This window comes from Mesorhizobium sp. P2_D1, assembly GCF_056404455.1.
In genome coordinates this window covers 1-16,325 of sequence record NZ_JBFUDZ010000086.1, presented here as the reverse complement: position 1 = coordinate 16,325, position 16,325 = coordinate 1, and the positions used below count along the sequence as shown (strand labels likewise).

The 16,325-nt window shown below is 63.7% G+C and carries 19 protein-coding genes and 1 pseudogene; 13 read left to right on the top strand and 7 right to left on the bottom strand.

Features of this window, described 5'->3' with window-relative positions; all coding sequences use genetic code 11:
* Together AC1D0I_RS31135 and AC1D0I_RS31130 are read left to right on the top strand one after the other, a co-directional pair.
* Positions 1 to 662, top strand: a pseudogene (locus AC1D0I_RS31135) (hypothetical protein); the annotation flags it as partial.
* Between the two features lie 323 nt (positions 663 to 985).
* Complete coding sequence (locus AC1D0I_RS31130) at positions 986 to 1,129, top strand: hypothetical protein (RefSeq protein ID WP_095091124.1); 144 nt, start codon at positions 986 to 988, stop codon at positions 1,127 to 1,129.
* Positions 1,130 to 1,236: 107 nt separating this feature from the next.
* Here AC1D0I_RS31130 and AC1D0I_RS31125 read toward each other — a convergent pair whose 3' ends face one another.
* Positions 1,237 to 1,929 (bottom strand): DUF2270 domain-containing protein, encoded by a 693-nt coding sequence (locus AC1D0I_RS31125; protein ID WP_477399935.1) that lies wholly within the window; start codon positions 1,927 to 1,929, stop codon positions 1,237 to 1,239.
* Between the two features lie 406 nt (positions 1,930 to 2,335).
* On the opposite strand from AC1D0I_RS31125, the gene AC1D0I_RS31120 reads away from it, so the two are divergent.
* The 7 genes from AC1D0I_RS31120 to AC1D0I_RS31090 all read left to right on the top strand — a co-directional run bounded on the left by AC1D0I_RS31120 (position 2,336) and on the right by AC1D0I_RS31090 (position 7,337).
* Positions 2,336 to 2,488 (top strand): hypothetical protein, encoded by a 153-nt coding sequence (locus AC1D0I_RS31120; RefSeq protein WP_167392362.1) that lies wholly within the window; start codon positions 2,336 to 2,338, stop codon positions 2,486 to 2,488.
* Positions 2,489 to 2,632: 144 nt separating this feature from the next.
* Positions 2,633 to 3,613, top strand: coding sequence for a hypothetical protein (locus AC1D0I_RS31115; RefSeq protein WP_477399933.1), 981 nt, complete (start codon positions 2,633 to 2,635; stop codon positions 3,611 to 3,613).
* Complete coding sequence (locus tag AC1D0I_RS31110; protein WP_477399931.1) at positions 3,613 to 4,647, top strand: hypothetical protein; 1,035 nt, start codon at positions 3,613 to 3,615, stop codon at positions 4,645 to 4,647. The genes AC1D0I_RS31115 and AC1D0I_RS31110 overlap by 1 nt, the downstream gene beginning before the upstream one ends.
* 210 nt (positions 4,648 to 4,857) lie before the next feature.
* A complete protein-coding gene (locus AC1D0I_RS31105) occupies positions 4,858 to 5,574 on the top strand; it encodes a gamma-glutamylcyclotransferase (RefSeq protein ID WP_477399929.1) in 717 nt (238 codons plus the stop codon).
* Between the two features lie 88 nt (positions 5,575 to 5,662).
* Entirely contained in the window at positions 5,663 to 6,031 is a 369-nt protein-coding gene (locus AC1D0I_RS31100) for an ArsR/SmtB family transcription factor (RefSeq protein ID WP_457151671.1), read from the top strand.
* Positions 6,028 to 6,561: an SRPBCC family protein gene (locus AC1D0I_RS31095; protein ID WP_477399927.1), complete on the top strand. Its 534-nt coding sequence runs from the start codon at positions 6,028 to 6,030 to the stop codon at positions 6,559 to 6,561. Before AC1D0I_RS31100 ends, AC1D0I_RS31095 begins: the two co-directional genes overlap by 4 nt.
* A gap of 200 nt (positions 6,562 to 6,761) precedes the next feature.
* Entirely contained in the window at positions 6,762 to 7,337 is a 576-nt protein-coding gene (locus AC1D0I_RS31090; protein ID WP_477399925.1) for a dihydrofolate reductase family protein, read from the top strand.
* Positions 7,338 to 7,373: 36 nt separating this feature from the next.
* Here AC1D0I_RS31090 and AC1D0I_RS31085 read toward each other — a convergent pair whose 3' ends face one another.
* From AC1D0I_RS31085 to AC1D0I_RS31065, 5 genes are all read right to left on the bottom strand, one after another.
* A complete protein-coding gene (locus AC1D0I_RS31085; protein ID WP_477399923.1) occupies positions 7,374 to 9,344 on the bottom strand; it encodes a glycoside hydrolase family 127 protein in 1,971 nt (656 codons plus the stop codon).
* A gap of 22 nt (positions 9,345 to 9,366) precedes the next feature.
* Positions 9,367 to 10,224, bottom strand: a complete 858-nt coding sequence (locus tag AC1D0I_RS31080; RefSeq protein WP_477399921.1) for a carbohydrate ABC transporter permease — start codon at positions 10,222 to 10,224, stop codon at positions 9,367 to 9,369.
* Positions 10,224 to 11,153 (bottom strand): carbohydrate ABC transporter permease, encoded by a 930-nt coding sequence (locus AC1D0I_RS31075; protein WP_477399919.1) that lies wholly within the window; start codon positions 11,151 to 11,153, stop codon positions 10,224 to 10,226. Before AC1D0I_RS31075 ends, AC1D0I_RS31080 begins: the two co-directional genes overlap by 1 nt.
* A 196-nt stretch (positions 11,154 to 11,349) precedes the next feature.
* A complete protein-coding gene (locus tag AC1D0I_RS31070) occupies positions 11,350 to 12,597 on the bottom strand; it encodes an ABC transporter substrate-binding protein (protein ID WP_477399917.1) in 1,248 nt (415 codons plus the stop codon).
* A gap of 63 nt (positions 12,598 to 12,660) precedes the next feature.
* The gene (locus tag AC1D0I_RS31065; RefSeq protein WP_477399915.1) at positions 12,661 to 13,698 is read right to left on the bottom strand and encodes a LacI family DNA-binding transcriptional regulator; all 1,038 of its coding nucleotides are present in this window, start codon (positions 13,696 to 13,698) and stop codon (positions 12,661 to 12,663) included.
* A 267-nt stretch (positions 13,699 to 13,965) separates the two neighbouring features.
* Between AC1D0I_RS31065 and AC1D0I_RS31060 the strand changes: the two genes are divergently transcribed.
* The 4 genes from AC1D0I_RS31060 (at position 13,966) to AC1D0I_RS31045 (ending at position 15,907) form a co-directional block, all read left to right on the top strand.
* Entirely contained in the window at positions 13,966 to 15,042 is a 1,077-nt protein-coding gene (locus AC1D0I_RS31060; protein ID WP_477399913.1) for a diguanylate cyclase domain-containing protein, read from the top strand.
* Positions 15,043 to 15,211: 169 nt separating this feature from the next.
* A complete protein-coding gene (locus tag AC1D0I_RS31055; RefSeq protein ID WP_477399911.1) occupies positions 15,212 to 15,418 on the top strand; it encodes a hypothetical protein in 207 nt (68 codons plus the stop codon).
* Positions 15,419 to 15,423: 5 nt separating this feature from the next.
* A complete protein-coding gene (locus tag AC1D0I_RS31050; protein WP_095091138.1) occupies positions 15,424 to 15,615 on the top strand; it encodes a hypothetical protein in 192 nt (63 codons plus the stop codon).
* A 70-nt stretch (positions 15,616 to 15,685) separates the two neighbouring features.
* The gene (locus AC1D0I_RS31045; protein ID WP_477399909.1) at positions 15,686 to 15,907 is read left to right on the top strand and encodes a DUF6500 family protein; all 222 of its coding nucleotides are present in this window, start codon (positions 15,686 to 15,688) and stop codon (positions 15,905 to 15,907) included.
* A gap of 67 nt (positions 15,908 to 15,974) precedes the next feature.
* On the opposite strand, the gene AC1D0I_RS31040 is transcribed toward AC1D0I_RS31045, so the two are convergent.
* A complete protein-coding gene (locus AC1D0I_RS31040) occupies positions 15,975 to 16,241 on the bottom strand; it encodes a DUF1488 family protein (RefSeq protein WP_027044354.1) in 267 nt (88 codons plus the stop codon).
* Positions 16,242 to 16,325 lie beyond the last annotated feature (84 nt).

Sequence of the window (16,325 nt, the reverse complement as noted above, 5' to 3'; positions counted from 1 at the left end):
ATCGCAGCCAAGCGCTGAAACTCTACCTCGAGGCGGAGGCGACCGTTCGGCAGCAGTCCGCCTATCGTCTGGCCGCCTGCCTGGGAAACGGGTGCGTGTTGTTCGCCTTCCGCGAGGAGAGCAGTTCGATCGCTCGACTGGCGGATGAACTCCTGCCGCTGGCGCAGGAAAACGGTTTCAATCTCTGGGCAAGGGTGGCGCGCTTTTTTGGCGGCCTGGCCGCGTCGAGCCTCGATGACAGTCTGGTGGGTAGCCACATGATGGCATTGACCGAGAGTGATCTTGAAGATGAGGAGGTCGACAAATCGTGTTATTTAGGCTTATTGGCCAAAGCTTTCATGAACTCCGGGCAATTCAGTATAGCGGCAGTGACCGTTGAGAAAGGTCTGCGTGAAGCCGAAAAGATTGGCGAGCATTACTTTACAGCCGCCTTGCTTCGCATTCGCGGTGAGATCGAACTTGCAAATGGAGCAGGAGACAGAGCGGCGGAGGCTTCTTTCCGCGAGGCGATTGCCTTTGCCAGGCAGCAGAACGCCAGGAGTTGGGAGTTGCAGGCGACCAACAGTCTGGCGAAGCTGTTGCGGTCACAGGGGCGGTTCGAAGAGGCCCGTGCGGAATTGCGGGAGGTCAACGATTGGTTCACCGCAGAAGATGTGGCGTAATCAGCAGTGCATCACGTCTGTGCCGGCAATCTCGACGAGCGGCTTCTTTTCGTCGCGAGAATTATAATCATGGGTCGAGAGCGGAACAGCCGCCCTCGACCGCATGCGACGGCTCGCGATTGAGAATATGCGCGCTTGAACTAAATCCGCAGGCAAACGCACCGGTGACGCCACCGCCGTCTCGGCGGCGCCGATGTGCCCGCCGCCGGCAGGATCGGCGGCAGGAATGGTCGGCTATTTGATCTAGTTTCTTTGCAAGCCGTTAATGCGGCCATGCTGTTAATCAGCATTGGCTAATGAATCGTTCAAAGCTAAGGCAAGCAATGACCAAGAATCTCGGCAATGCACGCCACACGCCGGCGAAGGCCCAGCAGGTTTCCCTTCTTGGCAAGGTCGCGCCGACGCTGTTTCCGCTGGTCGCGGCGGCGCTGGGCTACATGATCGGCAGGCAGTTCTTCGGCATCTAGCGGCTTGCCGCTGCCCGGCTTGGCGCCCTCAAACGCCTCAGCGAACTGACCAGAACAACGCGCGGGCCGGCATTTGCGCTGCAGCCGCCGGTCGTCAGAGTTCGACGTCAGACGTGGACGTCGCCGAAGGAAAGTTCGCCGTCGTCGCCGGCCGCGAAAAAGACGATGGCCAGCAGCCAGGCATAGAATGCCGCCACGACGACCACGATAACCGCACCGGGAATGGGGCCAAGGGCGGCGCTTTCGACGGCCTCACGAAGCGAACCGACAAACCCGGTCTTGAGGCCCACCGTCTGAAGGCTGGGGGTCGATATCTTGACCACCCAGGCCAACAGCAGGATCAGGAACAGGTAGATGTAGTTTCGCCGCAGGCGGCGCGCCAGCGCAGCGCGCTGCGACAGCAGGAACTTCGGCGCGCGCAGGCCTTCGCCGACGATGAGCAGCCAGTCAGACGCAAAATCGGGCTGCGGGGAAAAGATCTGCGCGAAATAGTGACGCTCGAACTGCCGCACGCGAGCCCGGTAGAAGTCGAAGAACCGATAGCGGCGCGCCTCGATCCACAGCAAAAGCAGGATCAGCAGCATGGCGAACAGCAGCACGCCGTGATGCGCACTGGCCGTGGACAGCGATACCGAAAGCAGCGCCGCCACCACAGTGATCGCCCAGTTCGTCGTCCGGTCGAGCCGGTCGCGCCATCCCGCCATGCGGGCGATCTCGGCGCGGTGAAAATGCGACAGCGTATTCACGCGCTCCGTCGATGAAAGGACGAGGCCCGCGGGTTTTGCCGACGCATCGTTCATGACATCCTCCGGCAAGGACTAGAACACTTTGCCGGCAACATGGTTCCCTGTCGGTCACTCAGGCCCACCGATCCAGTCGACCAGGAGGGCGGCGAGACCGGCCGACCCATCGCGCGCTGTTTCGCGACGCGCTGATCGAAGGGCTTGAGGTAGTGCGGGTGGACCACAATTTGAAAAAACGATCCTGAAACGATTGAGATACAAAGATTTCCTTCAGGCGCGCATCAATAAGCCGGCACAATTTTTAGGCAATATTTAGACAAGATTGTCGATTGCCGCAGTTCATGCTGGCAAATGGTTCGTTGTCGGATTCGTCCGAGATGGCAATGATTCATGGCTTGACACTGGGCCAAGATGAAGAGCTATGCTGGATCACGCTCAAAAGTTCGCACGGGGGAATCTGTACATGGATTTCATCGAGAGGTGGTTGGGTATTTCACCTGACGGCGGCGACGGATCGACCGAAGCTCTCTACATACTTGCCGTTGTCGCAATATTGGCGCTTGTCTTCCACAAGCGCATCGTGCAGTTCGCGCGCGGTTTCTTCGCGCGCAAATAGCCAGCGTACCGTTCAAGTTCCGCTTTATTCGTCTGACCAGAGTTACAAGCGGCACCAGTCGTCTAGCCAGTCCAGAGCGCTGTTGCCGCGCGAATCCCGTCGTTAATCAGGCGTTGCCCTGTGTTAGCTTCAGAAAGGGAGTCGATGCGTGGAATAGCGGCAATCCTGCGAGCACTGTTCTCCGCCTGGATTCCGGCGCTGATCGAGATGGCTCACCGCTTCTGTCGCCGGAGGCGGCTGGGGGGTGACCGCCGGGTCGACCAGAAGGGGTCCCGGGCACATTGCGTGCCGATCGACCATCCTGCATTCTGCCGGCCCGATCCGCTGATCTACGATCAATACTATCTGATCGGCCTTGGCCTCGCGGTGACCTGGGACAATCCCGACATCGAGGTGCGCCAGGGTGGGGTGCCCGTTCCCGCCGGCAAGTTGCAGGCTGACACCGACTACGAGGTGCGCGTCCGCGTCTGGAACGCCTCCAAGGATGCCGTCGTCGTCAAGATGCCGGTTCACCTGTCCTATCTGTCGTTCGGCATCGGAACCGTGTCGAACCCGATAGACACCCGGCCGGTCTCGGTAGGGGTGATCGGATCCGCCAGCCAGCCCGGGTTCGTCTCCTTCGACTGGCATACGCCCCGGGAAGCAGGTCACTATTGCCTGCAGGCCTTGCTCGATCCGGCCGACGATGCCAACTTCGCCAACAATCTCGGACAGAAAAACACCGACATCGGGCTGGCGCAGTCGCCGGCGACATTTCAATTTGAGCTGCGCAACGCCACCCGCCGGCCGCACCGGTATCGCTTCACCGTCGACGCCTACACCATTCCGCCGCTCAACCCCTGTCGTGACGACCGGCAACCGACCGAGGAGTCCGTCAAGGCCGAGCAAAAGCGCCGGCTGGCGGCACATTTGCCGGCGGTTCATCCGCTGCCGCCTGGCTGGAAAGTCGAGATTTCGCCTGACCAGCCGTCGCTGGCGCCGGGCGAACAGGTGACGATCACAGCGGTCGCCACCCCGCCGAACGGCTGGACCGGCCGGCAAGCCCTCAATTTGAATGCGTTCGACGAGGGTGAGCACGCCAGCGGCGGCGTCACCTTGACCGTCCTCAGCAGAGTGGAGCCGTGATGGCCACCGACGACAAATCCTGGACCACGTGCACGACCGCGGACAAAGTGATCTCGGTCAACCAGTACATCAGCGCGGCGATCACCAGCGGCATATTCGCGGCCGTGATGGCTGTGGTGCTGATTGCGATGGGCGAACCGTGGTGCTTGCCGATTGCGCTTGTGGTGACCGGGATTGTCTGGATTCTCGCCTATTGCGACTGGTGGCTCAACAACCGGCTGGTTTGTCTCGGCGACAAGAGCCCGGTCAGCGTCGTCGGCATGGTCATCAGCATCGAGCCGCCGTCGGAGAAGACATGGCCCGGAAGCCTGGACTCCGACTACAGCCTTAACCTGCTGCTGCCGAACAACCCGGTGGGCGTCAGCCAGGCCGTTGCCGGCGCCAGCGTTCCGTTCGGCTACCTGATGGCTGAAACCGCCACCACCTCCTCGCACGGCTTGCTGTTCACCGGGAATCCGGCGGAGGACAAGGCGACGGGGGTAAAATCAGAGGCACTGCATGTGGAGTTCGAGGGCGCGTCGATCCACGACCTGCAGACCGTCAACATCCTCGCCCTGATCGCAGCCCTGACGGCGCTGGCGGTCTGCATGTCGGGCATCGGCGTGGTCGTTGCCTACATCCTGGCGCTTCTCGCCTTGCTTGCCGCGCTGCTTGGCGCGGCCTTCAGCAGTTCGGACACGGCCAGCCCGAGCGATGCCGGCCTGCCCAGCATCGAGGTGAACAAGGGCGATGGAACCGGAGCGACAATCCTGGGTGTGACCGGCCGATGGGTCTATGACGCCGGACATATCCACGACAGCTTTCATGAAGGCCACAACGAACTGCATCCGGTCCAACAGGCGCAGATCTTGGGAGGGCCGTGGGACGGTGACTGGCCCCCCGATATCGACGGGATCATTCGCGGCTACCAGGATGGCTACGCGCAATCCCAGGATCCGCTCACCAAAAGTGAGCAGGCGCGGCCCGGCTCCAAATGGTCGGTGCATCCCTATGTCGACGGCTGCAACGACCGGCCGGATCATCCTCCGCACTAGGTGGTTGCAGGCGACGACGCGGAGGAGCCTCTGGGTGCGGTCGCGAGCTTGTGCATGCATACAGGCAGGGCCGTCGCGGCCGGCGCGTTAGGACAGTCGATACATGCGAATCCTTTCAAGCGGTTGTGCGCGCCGGTTCAGATTTTGAGTCCGCGGCTTGAGAATCTGCTCGCCCTTGGGCAACATGGCGGCCATGCCTGAGAGGCGAGAATGAACAAGCCGATTTCTGCCGCATCGCCGCGCAAGGCGACGATGACGCTGACCGAGGCGCTCGTTGCCCGCACGATGCGTGCGGTCGAAGATGCCGGGCCGACGCCGGGCATGGTCTACATGACCGACGCCGACTATGCGCGCATCCGCGATGAGGTGCTGGCCGGCGCGCCGCCTGGACCCGTAAAACTGTTCGCCTATGGCTCGCTGCTGTGGAAGCCGGTCGGCGAGGTGGGCGGCGGCGAGCGTGCGGTTGCGACAGGTTGGCACCGTTCGTTCTGTTTTACGGTCAAGCGCTTTCGGGGCACGGTCGAGCAGCCAGGCCTGATGATGGCGCTCGACCGCGGCGGCCAGTGCCAGGGCATGGTGTTCGAGATCGCCGAGCCGGTGGCGGCCAATCTGGAAGCGCTGCTGCGCCGCGAGATGACCGTCCTGCCGGCTGTCAACGTGCCGCGCTGGCTGCAGGTCAGGACAGAAGGCGGCATAAGCCGCGCGCTCGGTTTCGTCGTCGATCCCGCCAATCCGCGCTATGCCGGCAAACTCGACAAGCAGGCGATCGCGGCAACCCTGGCCAGGGCCGTCGGCCACTGGGGTTCGGGTGCGGAATATCTGTTCGAGACGATCCGCCATCTCGAAGCTTGCGGCATCCGCGACCGCAATCTGTGGCAGTTGCAGGAACTGGTGGCCGAGGAGATCGGTCGCACCGACGCCTGCTGAGGCACAAAGGCCAGCCATTTTCAGCGCCGCCAAATAATATTCAACCAAACGGTTGACAATCAAAAGCCGCATGCGCATATTCAACCACATGGTTGAATTACTTACATACGAGATGGATCAGGTCTTTCACGCCCTTGGCGACGCGACGCGCCGGCAGATGCTGCGCGAACTCGCCGGTGGCGGGCGCACGGTGAGCCAACTGGCCGAACCGTTCGCGATGTCGCTGGCTGCTGCTTCCAAGCACATCAAGGTGCTGGAAAATGCCGGGCTGATCCGTCGCGAAGTGCTCGGCCGCACACATATCTGCCACCTCGAGGCTGGTCCGCTGGCCAGCGCGCATGAGTGGCTTGGAGCCTACTCGCGCTTCTGGACGGGGCGGCTCGACATATTGGAACGATTGCTGCGCGAAGACGACGCGCGCAAATCCTCGACACAGAAGAAGGGAGACGAGACATGACCGATCGACATGCCGAGAATGGCTATGGCGTGCTGACCGAGCCGGCCACGTTGACGATCGAACGGCTGCTGCCCGGCCCGGCCGAGCGCATCTGGGGCTACATCACCGACCCAGAACTGCGCCGCCAATGGCTGGCCGCCGGCCCCATGGGAAGCGAGGCCGGCTCGCCCTTCGAACTCACCTGGCGCAACGACGAACTGACCGATCCGGCCGGCGAGCGCCCGCCAGGATTTCCAGCCGTGCACACCATGCCGGGTGAGATCACCGAGATCGATCCGCCGCACCGGCTCGGCATCACCTGGGGCAGCACCGGCGGCGTCACCTTCGCACTGACCCCGCAAGGGAAGGATGTGCTGCTTACCATCGTCCATCGCCGCCTGGGTGACCGCTCGCTGATGCTCAACATCGCCCCCGGCTGGCACATGCATCTCGACATTCTCGCCGCGAGGCTGCGCGGAGAACAGCCGGAGCCGTTCTGGGACGGCTGGGCGAGATTGAGGCTGGACTACGACCGACGCCTGCCGGCCTGAACAGGAAAAACACGAAACCCGTGGAAAGGAGACGATAGCGCCGGACACTTCGAGACTTGCCTGACCGATGCTTGACGAGCGGGCGCTTGCCCGCATGACGACCGCTGCCCCGCAGCGGCATTTCCCAACATTTCCCGAAATTTTTGAACCGCCGGCCCGCGGGCCGCACAACCGCGCCTTTGTGCGCCAAGGAGAATGCCATGCGTAAATTGATCGCCGCCATGAAGATTTCCGTCGACGGCAAGGCGGAGGGACCGACCGGCATCGCCGACTGGGTGCATGCCTGGTCGGAGGATTATGGGTTGACGGATCAGGTCGATGCCTGCCTGCTTGGTGGCCGCATGTATCCTGGCTACGAGCAGTACTGGACCGCGATCCAGAACGCGCCCAACGAGCCGCTGCCGATGACCGGCAAGCCAGCGGCGCGGGAAGAGCTGCCCTGGGCACGCTTTGCCGCCAAAACGCCGCACTATGTGCTGTCGAACACGCTGAATTCAGCCAACTGGCCGATGACGCGTTTTCTCAGGTCGAACGACGATGTCGCGGCACTGAAGCGCCAGCCCGGCAAGGACATCTATTTGATGGGCGGCTCGACCATCGTCGACAGCCTTACCGAGGCCGGGCTGGTCGACGAGTTGCGCCTCGTCGTCTATCCGCTGATTGCCGGCGAGGGCAAGGTGCTGTTTTCGACGACGGCTCAGCGGCGCGACCTGGAACTGACCAAAGTCAAGCAATTGCCGGGCGGGCGGCTGAGCCTGATCTACAAGATTGGCTGAGCGCTCAGAGCCTGTTTGGAAACTCCACAGGCTGTCTCACCCGTCCCTGAGCCAGACCAACATTTCGCCGGGCTCGCGGTTGTCCCAGGCGAAATAAGGAATGGCGGTCAGGCGGGTTTGAGTGGTGGCCGGCGGCGCTGGCCGGTAGAGCCCGCTTTGCCAGCCGCCGCCGGCATCGGCTTGCGCGGTGGCCGACAGCGTCACCACGCCGCCGAGAAGCTCCGGCCGCTGCTGCGCTTCGACGCTTGCCGTCCTCGGCAGCGTCAGGCGATGCAGCTGGCTTTCATTGTCGGTCGCCTCGACGCAGTAGATCAATGGACCGCGCGACAGCGCGACACGGCCGGCATCCTGCCGCACCTGCGGGTTGGCATAGAGCCGCTCGATCGGCATTTCGAGACCGAGCAGGACGCGGTCGCCCTTTTTCCATGTGCGCCGGATCGCGGCATAGCCGTCGCTGGTGGCATCCTCCAGGCCGACCGGGTCGCCGTTCACCGTCATTTCGGCGCCGGTGCTCCAGGCCGGGATGCGCAGGTGCAGCGTGAACTCCACCGGCGCCTGCGGCTCGAGAGTGATCTCGACGGCACCGTCCCAGGGATAACGGCTGGCCTGCGTCAGGTTCACCGGGATGCCTGATATGTCGAAGCGAGCGGTCGAGTCGCCATACAGATGCACGGCAACAGCATCGTCGGCCAGGCTGTAGAAATAGCTGCCGATCGACGCGACCATGCGCCCGATATTGGGCGGGCAGCAGGGGCAACGGTGCCACTTCCAGCGGTTATGCTTGCCCCGGCTTTCGAGTGGATTCTCGTAGAAGAACAGCGAGCCGTCGAGCGACAGGCCCGAGATCGAGCCATTGTAGAGGGCGCGCTCCATGATGTCGGCGTAGCGGGCGTTCGGCCCCATGCCGAGCATGCGGCTGGCCCAGAACACAAGCCCGACCGCGGCGCAGGTCTCGGCATAGGCGCTCTCGTTGGGCAGGTCGTAATCGCTGGTGAAACCCTCATTGTCCGCCGACGGCCCCAGTCCGCCGGTGATGTAGAGGCTTTTGGTGGTGACATCGTCCCACAGCCGGTCGAGTGCCATCCGCAGTGTGTCGTCGCCATATTCGGTGGCGATGTCGGCCATGCCCGAATAGAGGTACATTGCCCTGACCGCATGGCCGACGACCTTGTCCTGCTCGCGCACCGGAATGTGCGACTGGTTGTACTCATAGGTCTTGAAGTGGAAATCCTGCGGATCGGCACCGCGGGCGCGCGCCTCCTCGTCGAAGTAATGTGGCTGCTGGCCGCGCTGGTCGATGAAGTATTTCGCCAGCTCCATGTATTTCTGCTCGCCGGTCACCCGCGCCAGCTTGACCAGCGCCAGCTCGATCTCCTCATGGCCGCAATAGCCGTGTTTCTGGCCGGGCCGCGGTCCCAGCACCGTGGCGATATGGTCGGCGAAGCGGCACATCACATCGAGCAGTTTGCGTTTTCCAGTGGCCTGGTAGTAGGCGACCGCGCCTTCGATCAGGTGGCCGGCACAATAGAGTTCGTGGCAGTCGCGCAAATTGGTCCAGCGCAGGCCGGGCTGGATGCGCTGATACCAGCTCGAGAGGTAGCCGTCCGGCTGCTGCAGCTTCTCATACATGTCGATGACGGCATCAATCTTCTTCTCCAGCTCGGGGTTCTTGCGCCGGTAGAGCGAATAGGCCGCGGTCTCGATGGTCTTGCCCCAGTCGGAATCCCAGAACATCTGCGTCGTCACCGTGCTGGCGGTGAAGCCGTCGCTGACATGGAAGGGGATGACGACACCGGGCGAGGGCCAGTCCGGGTCGATCTGCTCCAGCATTCGGGCCTCGACACAGCGGTCGTAAAGGATGCCGGCGGTGGTGCTGGCGACGGCGTCGGCGCGGTCGCCCCAGAAACCCTGCACGTCGACCTGCGGCACCGGCAGCGGGCGGAAGGCGAGCTTGGGCTTGCCCGTCTTGCCCGCTCCGGCGGTTTGGGTGGATGGCGATGCGGTCATGAACTTACTCCATTCGGTCGAATTACTTGACGGCTCCGGCCATCAGGCCGCGGATGTAGAAGCGCTGCAGAACCAGGAACAGGATGAGGCACGGCACCATCATCACGGTGACGCCCGCCTGCACCGCGCCCCAGTCGATGGCGCCGAAACGGCCCGACTGAAGTGCTGTCATCATCACCGGCAGCGTGAATTTGGACTGGTCGGTCATCAGCACCAGCGCGGCGAGGAACTCGTTCCAGGCGCCGAGGAAGGCAAACAGCGCGATGGTGACGACACCCGGCCAGACCAGCGGGAGCATCACCTTTACGAGCATGGTGAGGTTGCCGGCGCCGTCCATGCGGGCGGCTTCCTCGATCTCGCGCGGCACCGCGTCGAAGGCGTTGCGCATCATGAAGATCGAGAACGGCAGCTGCAGCGTCACATAGACGCCGACCAGGCCGGTCAGCGTGTTGTGCAGGCCAAGCTTGGTCAGCACCAGGAAGATCGGCGTCAGGATCGACTGGAACGGGATCATGATCGTCGACAGGATGAGGACGAAGAACAGGTCCTTGAACGGAAACCGGAACCGCGAAAAGCCATAGCCGGCCAGCACGCTGACGGCGACCGACAGCACGACGGTCATCACCGAGACATAGATGCTGTTCTGCGCCGAGATCCAGAGCCCGTCACCGAAGCTGTTGAGCGTGACATAGTTCTCCAGCGAGACGCCCGACGTCGGCCACGGCGGCAGGGGCGGCAGGCGCGCTTCCTGCGCCGGCTTGAAGGCCGACAGCACCGCCCACACGATCGGCGCCGCAAACAGCACCGAGGCGATGATGCCGGTCGAATGCTCGGCGATGCGGGCGGCGAGCCTGTGATTGCGGGAGGTGGCCTGCGCCATCAGTCGAGACCCTCCGGCTTGCGCAGCAGCCACAGCTGGACGAGGCTGAGCGCCACCAGGATGACCAGCAGGACCATGGACAGCGCGGCGCCATAGCCGAGCTTGAACGACACGAAGGACTGGTTGAAGATCCAGTAGACTGCCGTCAGCGTCTGGTTGCGCGGGCCGCCGCGCAGGATGATGTAGAACTGGTCGAAGGCGAGGATCGAGCCGGCGACCGACAGGATCAGCGCCAGTGCCAAAGTGCGGCGCATCAGCGGCAAGGTGATCGCCCTGAACCTGGCGAACGGCCCGGCGCCGTCGATGAYCGCCGCCTCCTGCAGGTCCTGCGGGATCGATTGCAGGCCAGCCATCAGGATGATCATGGTGAAGCCGGCGACCTTCCAGACGACCATGGCGATGATCGACCAGAAGGCCGGCTGGAAGGTGGCCAAGAGGTTGAACTTCCTGTCGATCAGGCCGAGATCATAGGCGGCGGGACTGAACAGGCCGGAATCGACGTTCAAGAGCCATGACCAGAGCAGGCTGGCCGAAGCAAAGCCGACGACCGCCGGCATGAAGAACATTGTGCGATAGAGATTGGTCAGCGGACGCGGCCGTTCGACGAACAGCGCCAGCGGAAACGCCACCGCGAAGATCGCGACGGTGACGACCAGTGTGTACCAGCCAGTGAAGCGCAGCGCATTCCAGAACCTGGTGTCGTGCAGGATCGCGACATAGTTGCCGAGGCCGATATAGCTGCGCTCGCCCATCAGCGGCCAGTTGTGCAGCGACATCCACGCCGTCATGCCGAGCGGGATGAGGAAGAAGACGACGACCAGCGCGACGGCCGGCGCGACATAGAGCAGGCCGATCCACTGCCGGCGGCCGGCGCCGGTGAGCTTTCGGGCGCGTGGTGGGGCAGGGGTTTCTGCTGTGATGGAGGTCATGCTTGCTCTTCCGTTGCATCCGGCGCGCCGCCCTACCTCCCCCTTTGTGGGAGGTTGGACCGCAGGTCCGGGTTGTGGGCCGGCGCCGCCCCCCACCCCGCTGCTTCGCAGAGACCCTTCCCACAAAAGGGGAGGGTAAGGAGCGGCGCGCCGGCCACCCGCCTAGGGAGACAGGCGGGCGGCCGGCAGGCGTCCGCTACTTCTGCGGCGCCTGGTCGATGATCGACTGCATCGTCTCCTGGGCATTGGCGATGGCGCCGTCGACATCGTCGCCGAAGAAGACCTCGTTGATCATCTGCGTCCACGGACCGTTGGCGGAGTTGATCAAATCGTTGAACACCACGGAATAGGGCGTGCGGCCCTTGGCCATGGCCTCGGCGGCGATCTGGTAACGCGGATCGAGATCCTTCAGCGCTTCCTTGGCGATGTCGCCGCGCACCGGCAGGCTGCCGTACTTGGCCAGGATGGTCTGGCCCTCGAGCGAATAGGCGAAATCGAGGAACTCCTTCACCACGGCGAGTTTCGGGGTGCCCTTGGTGACGACGAAATTGTCACCGCCGGCAAAGGACGACCAGCCGCTGTCCTTGCCCGGCAGGAAGGTAACGCCGTAGTCGACATCGGGATACTGGGTGTTGAGCGCGCCGATGGCGAAGGCGCCGGACGGCGAGATGCCGATATTGCCGGCGGCGAACGCGGCAAAGAAGTTGGCACCGGTATCGGTCTGCGCGCCTGCCGGCACCAGGTCCTTCTTGACCATCGAGCGGTAGAGGTCGATGGCGCCGCGCAGTTGCGGGCTGTCCAGCGTCGCCTTCGAGCCATCCTCGCTGAGGATATCACCGCCCGACGCCCAGATCAGCGGCGTGAAGGTGAAGATGTTGCAGCCGCCGCAATTGCCGGAGAAGTAGAAGCCCTTGATGTTGCCGCCGAGCGCGTTGACCTTCTCGGCGTCGGCGGCGATCTCGGCCCAGTTGGTCGGGCCTTTTTCGGGATCGAGGCCGGCCTGCTTGAACAGCTTCTTGTTCCAGATCAGCACCGAGGCGTCGGCCGAGAACGGCAAGCCGTAGATGTGGTCCTTGTAGGTGCCGGTCTTCACATGCGCCGGCGACAGGCTGGAGAAATAGGGCAGCGATTTCGCCCAGTCGGTGATGTCCTCGAGCTGGCCGGCGGCGGCGAAGGACGGGGTGTAGATCAGGTCGAGCGACAGCGCGTCGGGCGCCGTGCCGCCGGCGGCCGCCGCACCATATTTCGGGATGATCTCGGCATTGGGGATGATGTCCAGCTTGATCTGGTTGGTGTGCGCCTTGTTATAGGCGTCGACGATCCTCGGCATGAAATTCGAGCCGTCGGCACGCACCCAGATGTTGGCCATCTCGGCGGCCGCGGCACTGATGCCGCCACCCAGTACGGCAGCGGCCAGGGCCAGTTTGGCAATCAGGTTCCTCATGTTCTCCTCCTCCAGGGTTCGCCGCGGTCCGCGGCTTGGCGCCGATCGCGCGGCGCGTGGTTTTCAGCCATCCAGCGGATGGCCGCATGACTGCCGCACCACCAGCCGGCACGGCAGTTTTCGAATGCCCGGCGCGGCGGGCTGGCCGCCGACCAGCGACAGCAGGGTCAGCCCCGCCTCGCGCCCGAGGGCGACCAGGTTCATGTCGACGGAGGTCAGCGGCGGGCGCGTCGCTTCGGCCACGATCTCCCAATTGTCGAAACCGATGACGCCGACATCGCCGGGAACGCCGAGGCCGCGTTCGCGCAAGGCATCGATGACACCGCGTGCGATCTGGTCGTTGCCGCAAAAGACGGCGTCCGGCCTTTCATTCCTGCTGTCGAACAGCTTCGCCACCGCCTCGTGACCCCAGCCTTCCGACCAGGCGCCGAGCAGCGGCTCGGTGACCGGCAAGCCGTTTTCGGCCAGCACGTCGCGGTAGGCCTGCGCCCGCGCATGCACCACGGCAAAGCTTGCCGGCCCCGTTACATGGGCGATGCGCTGGCGGCCGAGCCGGCACAGATGCTCGACCGCTAGCCGGGCGCCGCCGGCATCGTCCGAGACGAAGGCGATGGCGTCGGGATCGGGCTGCGTGAAGGCATAGATCACCGGGACGCGCAGATTGCTGAGGTCGACCGGCAGATGGCGGTCGATGCGCTTGCCGGTGGCGATGATGCCGTCGACGCGCTTGTCGAGCATGGCGTCGACATGCATCTGGCCGAGACGCGGATCCTCCTCGACATTGCACAGGAACACCGAGACGCCATTGTCGACCAGAGCGTCCGAAATGCCCGACATCAGCGGCAGCGAGAAGCGGCCATAGGTATCGTTGGTGAGCAGGCCGACGGTGAAGCTGCGCCGCCTGAGCAGGCTCTGCGCCAGGCTGTTGGGCCGGAAGCCGAGACGCCGGGCGGTCTCGCGAATGCGCTCGCGCGTCTCGGCGGTCATGCGCCCCTGGTCGTTGAGCGCCTTGGAAGCGGTGGCGACGCTGACGCCGGCCTGCGCCGCCACGTCACGCAATGTGACTGGCTTGGAAAAGACCGGGACAGGCTCCGATGCCATCGCGCCAAAAATCCTTAGTTGGGAAAAGGTTTTCCCTTACAGTCCAGAGAAAGAGCCAGCCTTGCGGCCAACCCAGTCAAAACTGTTGGAAAAACCTTTTCTCAAATAAGGCTAGGCCACATCCAGAGCTTGTTCAAGGGAAAAATTGCCGGCGCCCGTGGGTGGGATTTTCGCGGCAAAATTCCGGCGAAGCCCGGCCACCCGTCAGCGAAGTGTTAATCGCTTGCGCGCCATGGTGGTCGCTCGCCAGGACAGCAGAGCTCCGCCATGCCCGATACGCCCTACACCCCGAAAGGCCCGGCGCGAACCGATGTCTCGCAGCCCGGCAGGGGGGCAAGGCACGACAGCCGCTCCGATAAGCGCCGCCGAGAAGCCGCCACGATCGCCCGGCTCAAGGCGGAAATCGCGGCGCAGGCCGAACTGATTGCCAAGCAACAGCTTTCACTGGCCCACAGCCGCAAAATCTTTGACCGCGCCTCGGCAGCCGCGCGCCTCGGCGTGTGGGAATGCAGCCTGCCCGACGAGCGGCTTACCTGGACCGACGTGGTCTATGATCTGTTCGACCTGCCGCGCGGCTCAGCGCTAGATCGCTCGGAGATCATCAAGTGTTATCCGGCGGAGTCGCGCAAGGCGTTGGACAGCCTGCGCGGCCGGGCGATCGCCGAGCGCAACGGCTTCACCCTCGATGCCGAGATCACCACCCTTGCCGGCCGCAGCCGCTGGATCCGCATCACCGCGACGGTCGAGTGCGAGGACGGCGTTCCGGTGCGGATATTCGGCATGAAGCAGGACATCACCGAGGAAAAGATCCTGTCGGACCGGATGCGCTATCTGGCCGAGTATGACGTCATGACGGGGCTGGCCAATCGCGGCCGGTTCCAGGCGCGGCTTGCGCATACGGACGAGGGCCGCCCGCTCGGCGCGCTGCTGCTGATCGATCTCGACGGCTTCAAGGCCGTCAACGACACGTTCGGCCATGTCGTCGGCGACGAATGCCTGAAGGCGGCCGCTGAGCGGCTTGCCGGCAGCTGCGGCGAGGCGGATCTGGTGGCGCGCGTCGGCGGCGACGAGTTCGCGGTCTTGCTCGGCCCGCATCTCGACCGCGGCGCGGTCTCCGGCCTGGCGCGCGGCATCATCGAGGCGATGGGCAAGCCGGTCAGCGCTTGCGGCCAGTCGCTCAGGCTCGGCGCCTCGGTCGGCATCGCCTTCGCCCAGGCTGGCGCACCGTGCGACCTGTTCATGCAGGCCGATACCGCGCTCTATGCCGCCAAGGCGGCAGGGCGCAACACGTTCCGCATCTTCAAGTCCGACCCCGCCGCGAAGGGTCGCAGCGCCGCGGCCTGAGGGCCAAGCTCCGGCGTGTCGTACGGCCTTAGTCGACGGGCGCCGCGCATCTTTCACCAACGCCGTCCCTATCTGCATTTGGCATGCAGGGCGCTCGAGAAAAGAGTGCTATGCAAGGCAAGGGAGCATTCTTGCTCCGGCTCCTTCCCCGACATTCGAGGTCATTTTCGTGCGTGAACCGTCACTGCTGCCTGTGTTTRGAAAACTTGGCGTCAAGGCGCCTGTCGCCACCGTCGCGGCGCCGGCTTCGTCGGCAGGTGTCGCGTTGCGGCTGCGGGAGTTTCTGGCCACACATGGCGGCATGGTCCTGAAACTGTCGGTCATCGCCTGGACGGTGCTGATCCTGGCGGCGGTGTTTTTCATGATACAGGGCTGACCGGCATGGCCAATCGCTACGCGCTGCGCATGGAGCTGCCCCAGAGCTGGACCATCATCGATGTCTTCACCGGCCAGCCTGCCGTGATCCGGCAAAAGGTGATGGTCGGGATGGGCCCGCGCGAGGCCGAGGACATGGTCGTGCAGATGAACGTCCGTGACGTCAAGCGCCGGGAGAGGGCAGAGCGCAAGTCCTGACCTGTGCAGCCGCCGAGGTCGGCACTATGCCGCCGGCAAGAGCTCGCCACACCGCAAACCGAGGATTCCCGTGAGATCCAGCCTGAAGCAGAAGATACTGGAGGTCTGTGACCGCAAGATTTCCGAGAAAGGGCCTGGCGTCGGCGTATCGTTCTACGCGTTCTTCGCCAACAGGAACGACGACCCGGACCTTTTGATGGAAGCCGCCGAATGGTGGATCAGAACCCACCGCCTCGACCATTTTGAAAAGGCTGAAAAGATACGCACCATGGTCGAGAAGATGGATCTTTGATCTTCGTTTCCATGGATGTCGTTGTCTCAAAACCGGGACCGGTTTTGAGCGGCATGCACCAGGCTGATCAGCCGAAATCGGCGGCCGTCAGCACGTACATGCTCTTGCGGGTGCGGTCGTAGGCCTTCGATGCCACGTCGCGGATGGCGCTGCTCTCGGTATCGAATGTGGCGAGATAGCCGGCTTCATTGGCTGCGGTCGCCGGCTGCATCCTGGTCATCGCATCGGCGGCGACGGAGAAGGAGATCTGGAACATGCCGTCATGGCCAACGAAACGGATGCGCTTGCCGGCTTCGTCATAGCTGCGGCTGCGGTTGGGGAAGGTCAGGCTCATGTCTTGGCCTCCGCGGCTTTCTTGACCACCCGCTTCTTCTTCGGCGTCGGGTTCAGCGCTTCGGCGACGCGGTCTGCCTCTTCC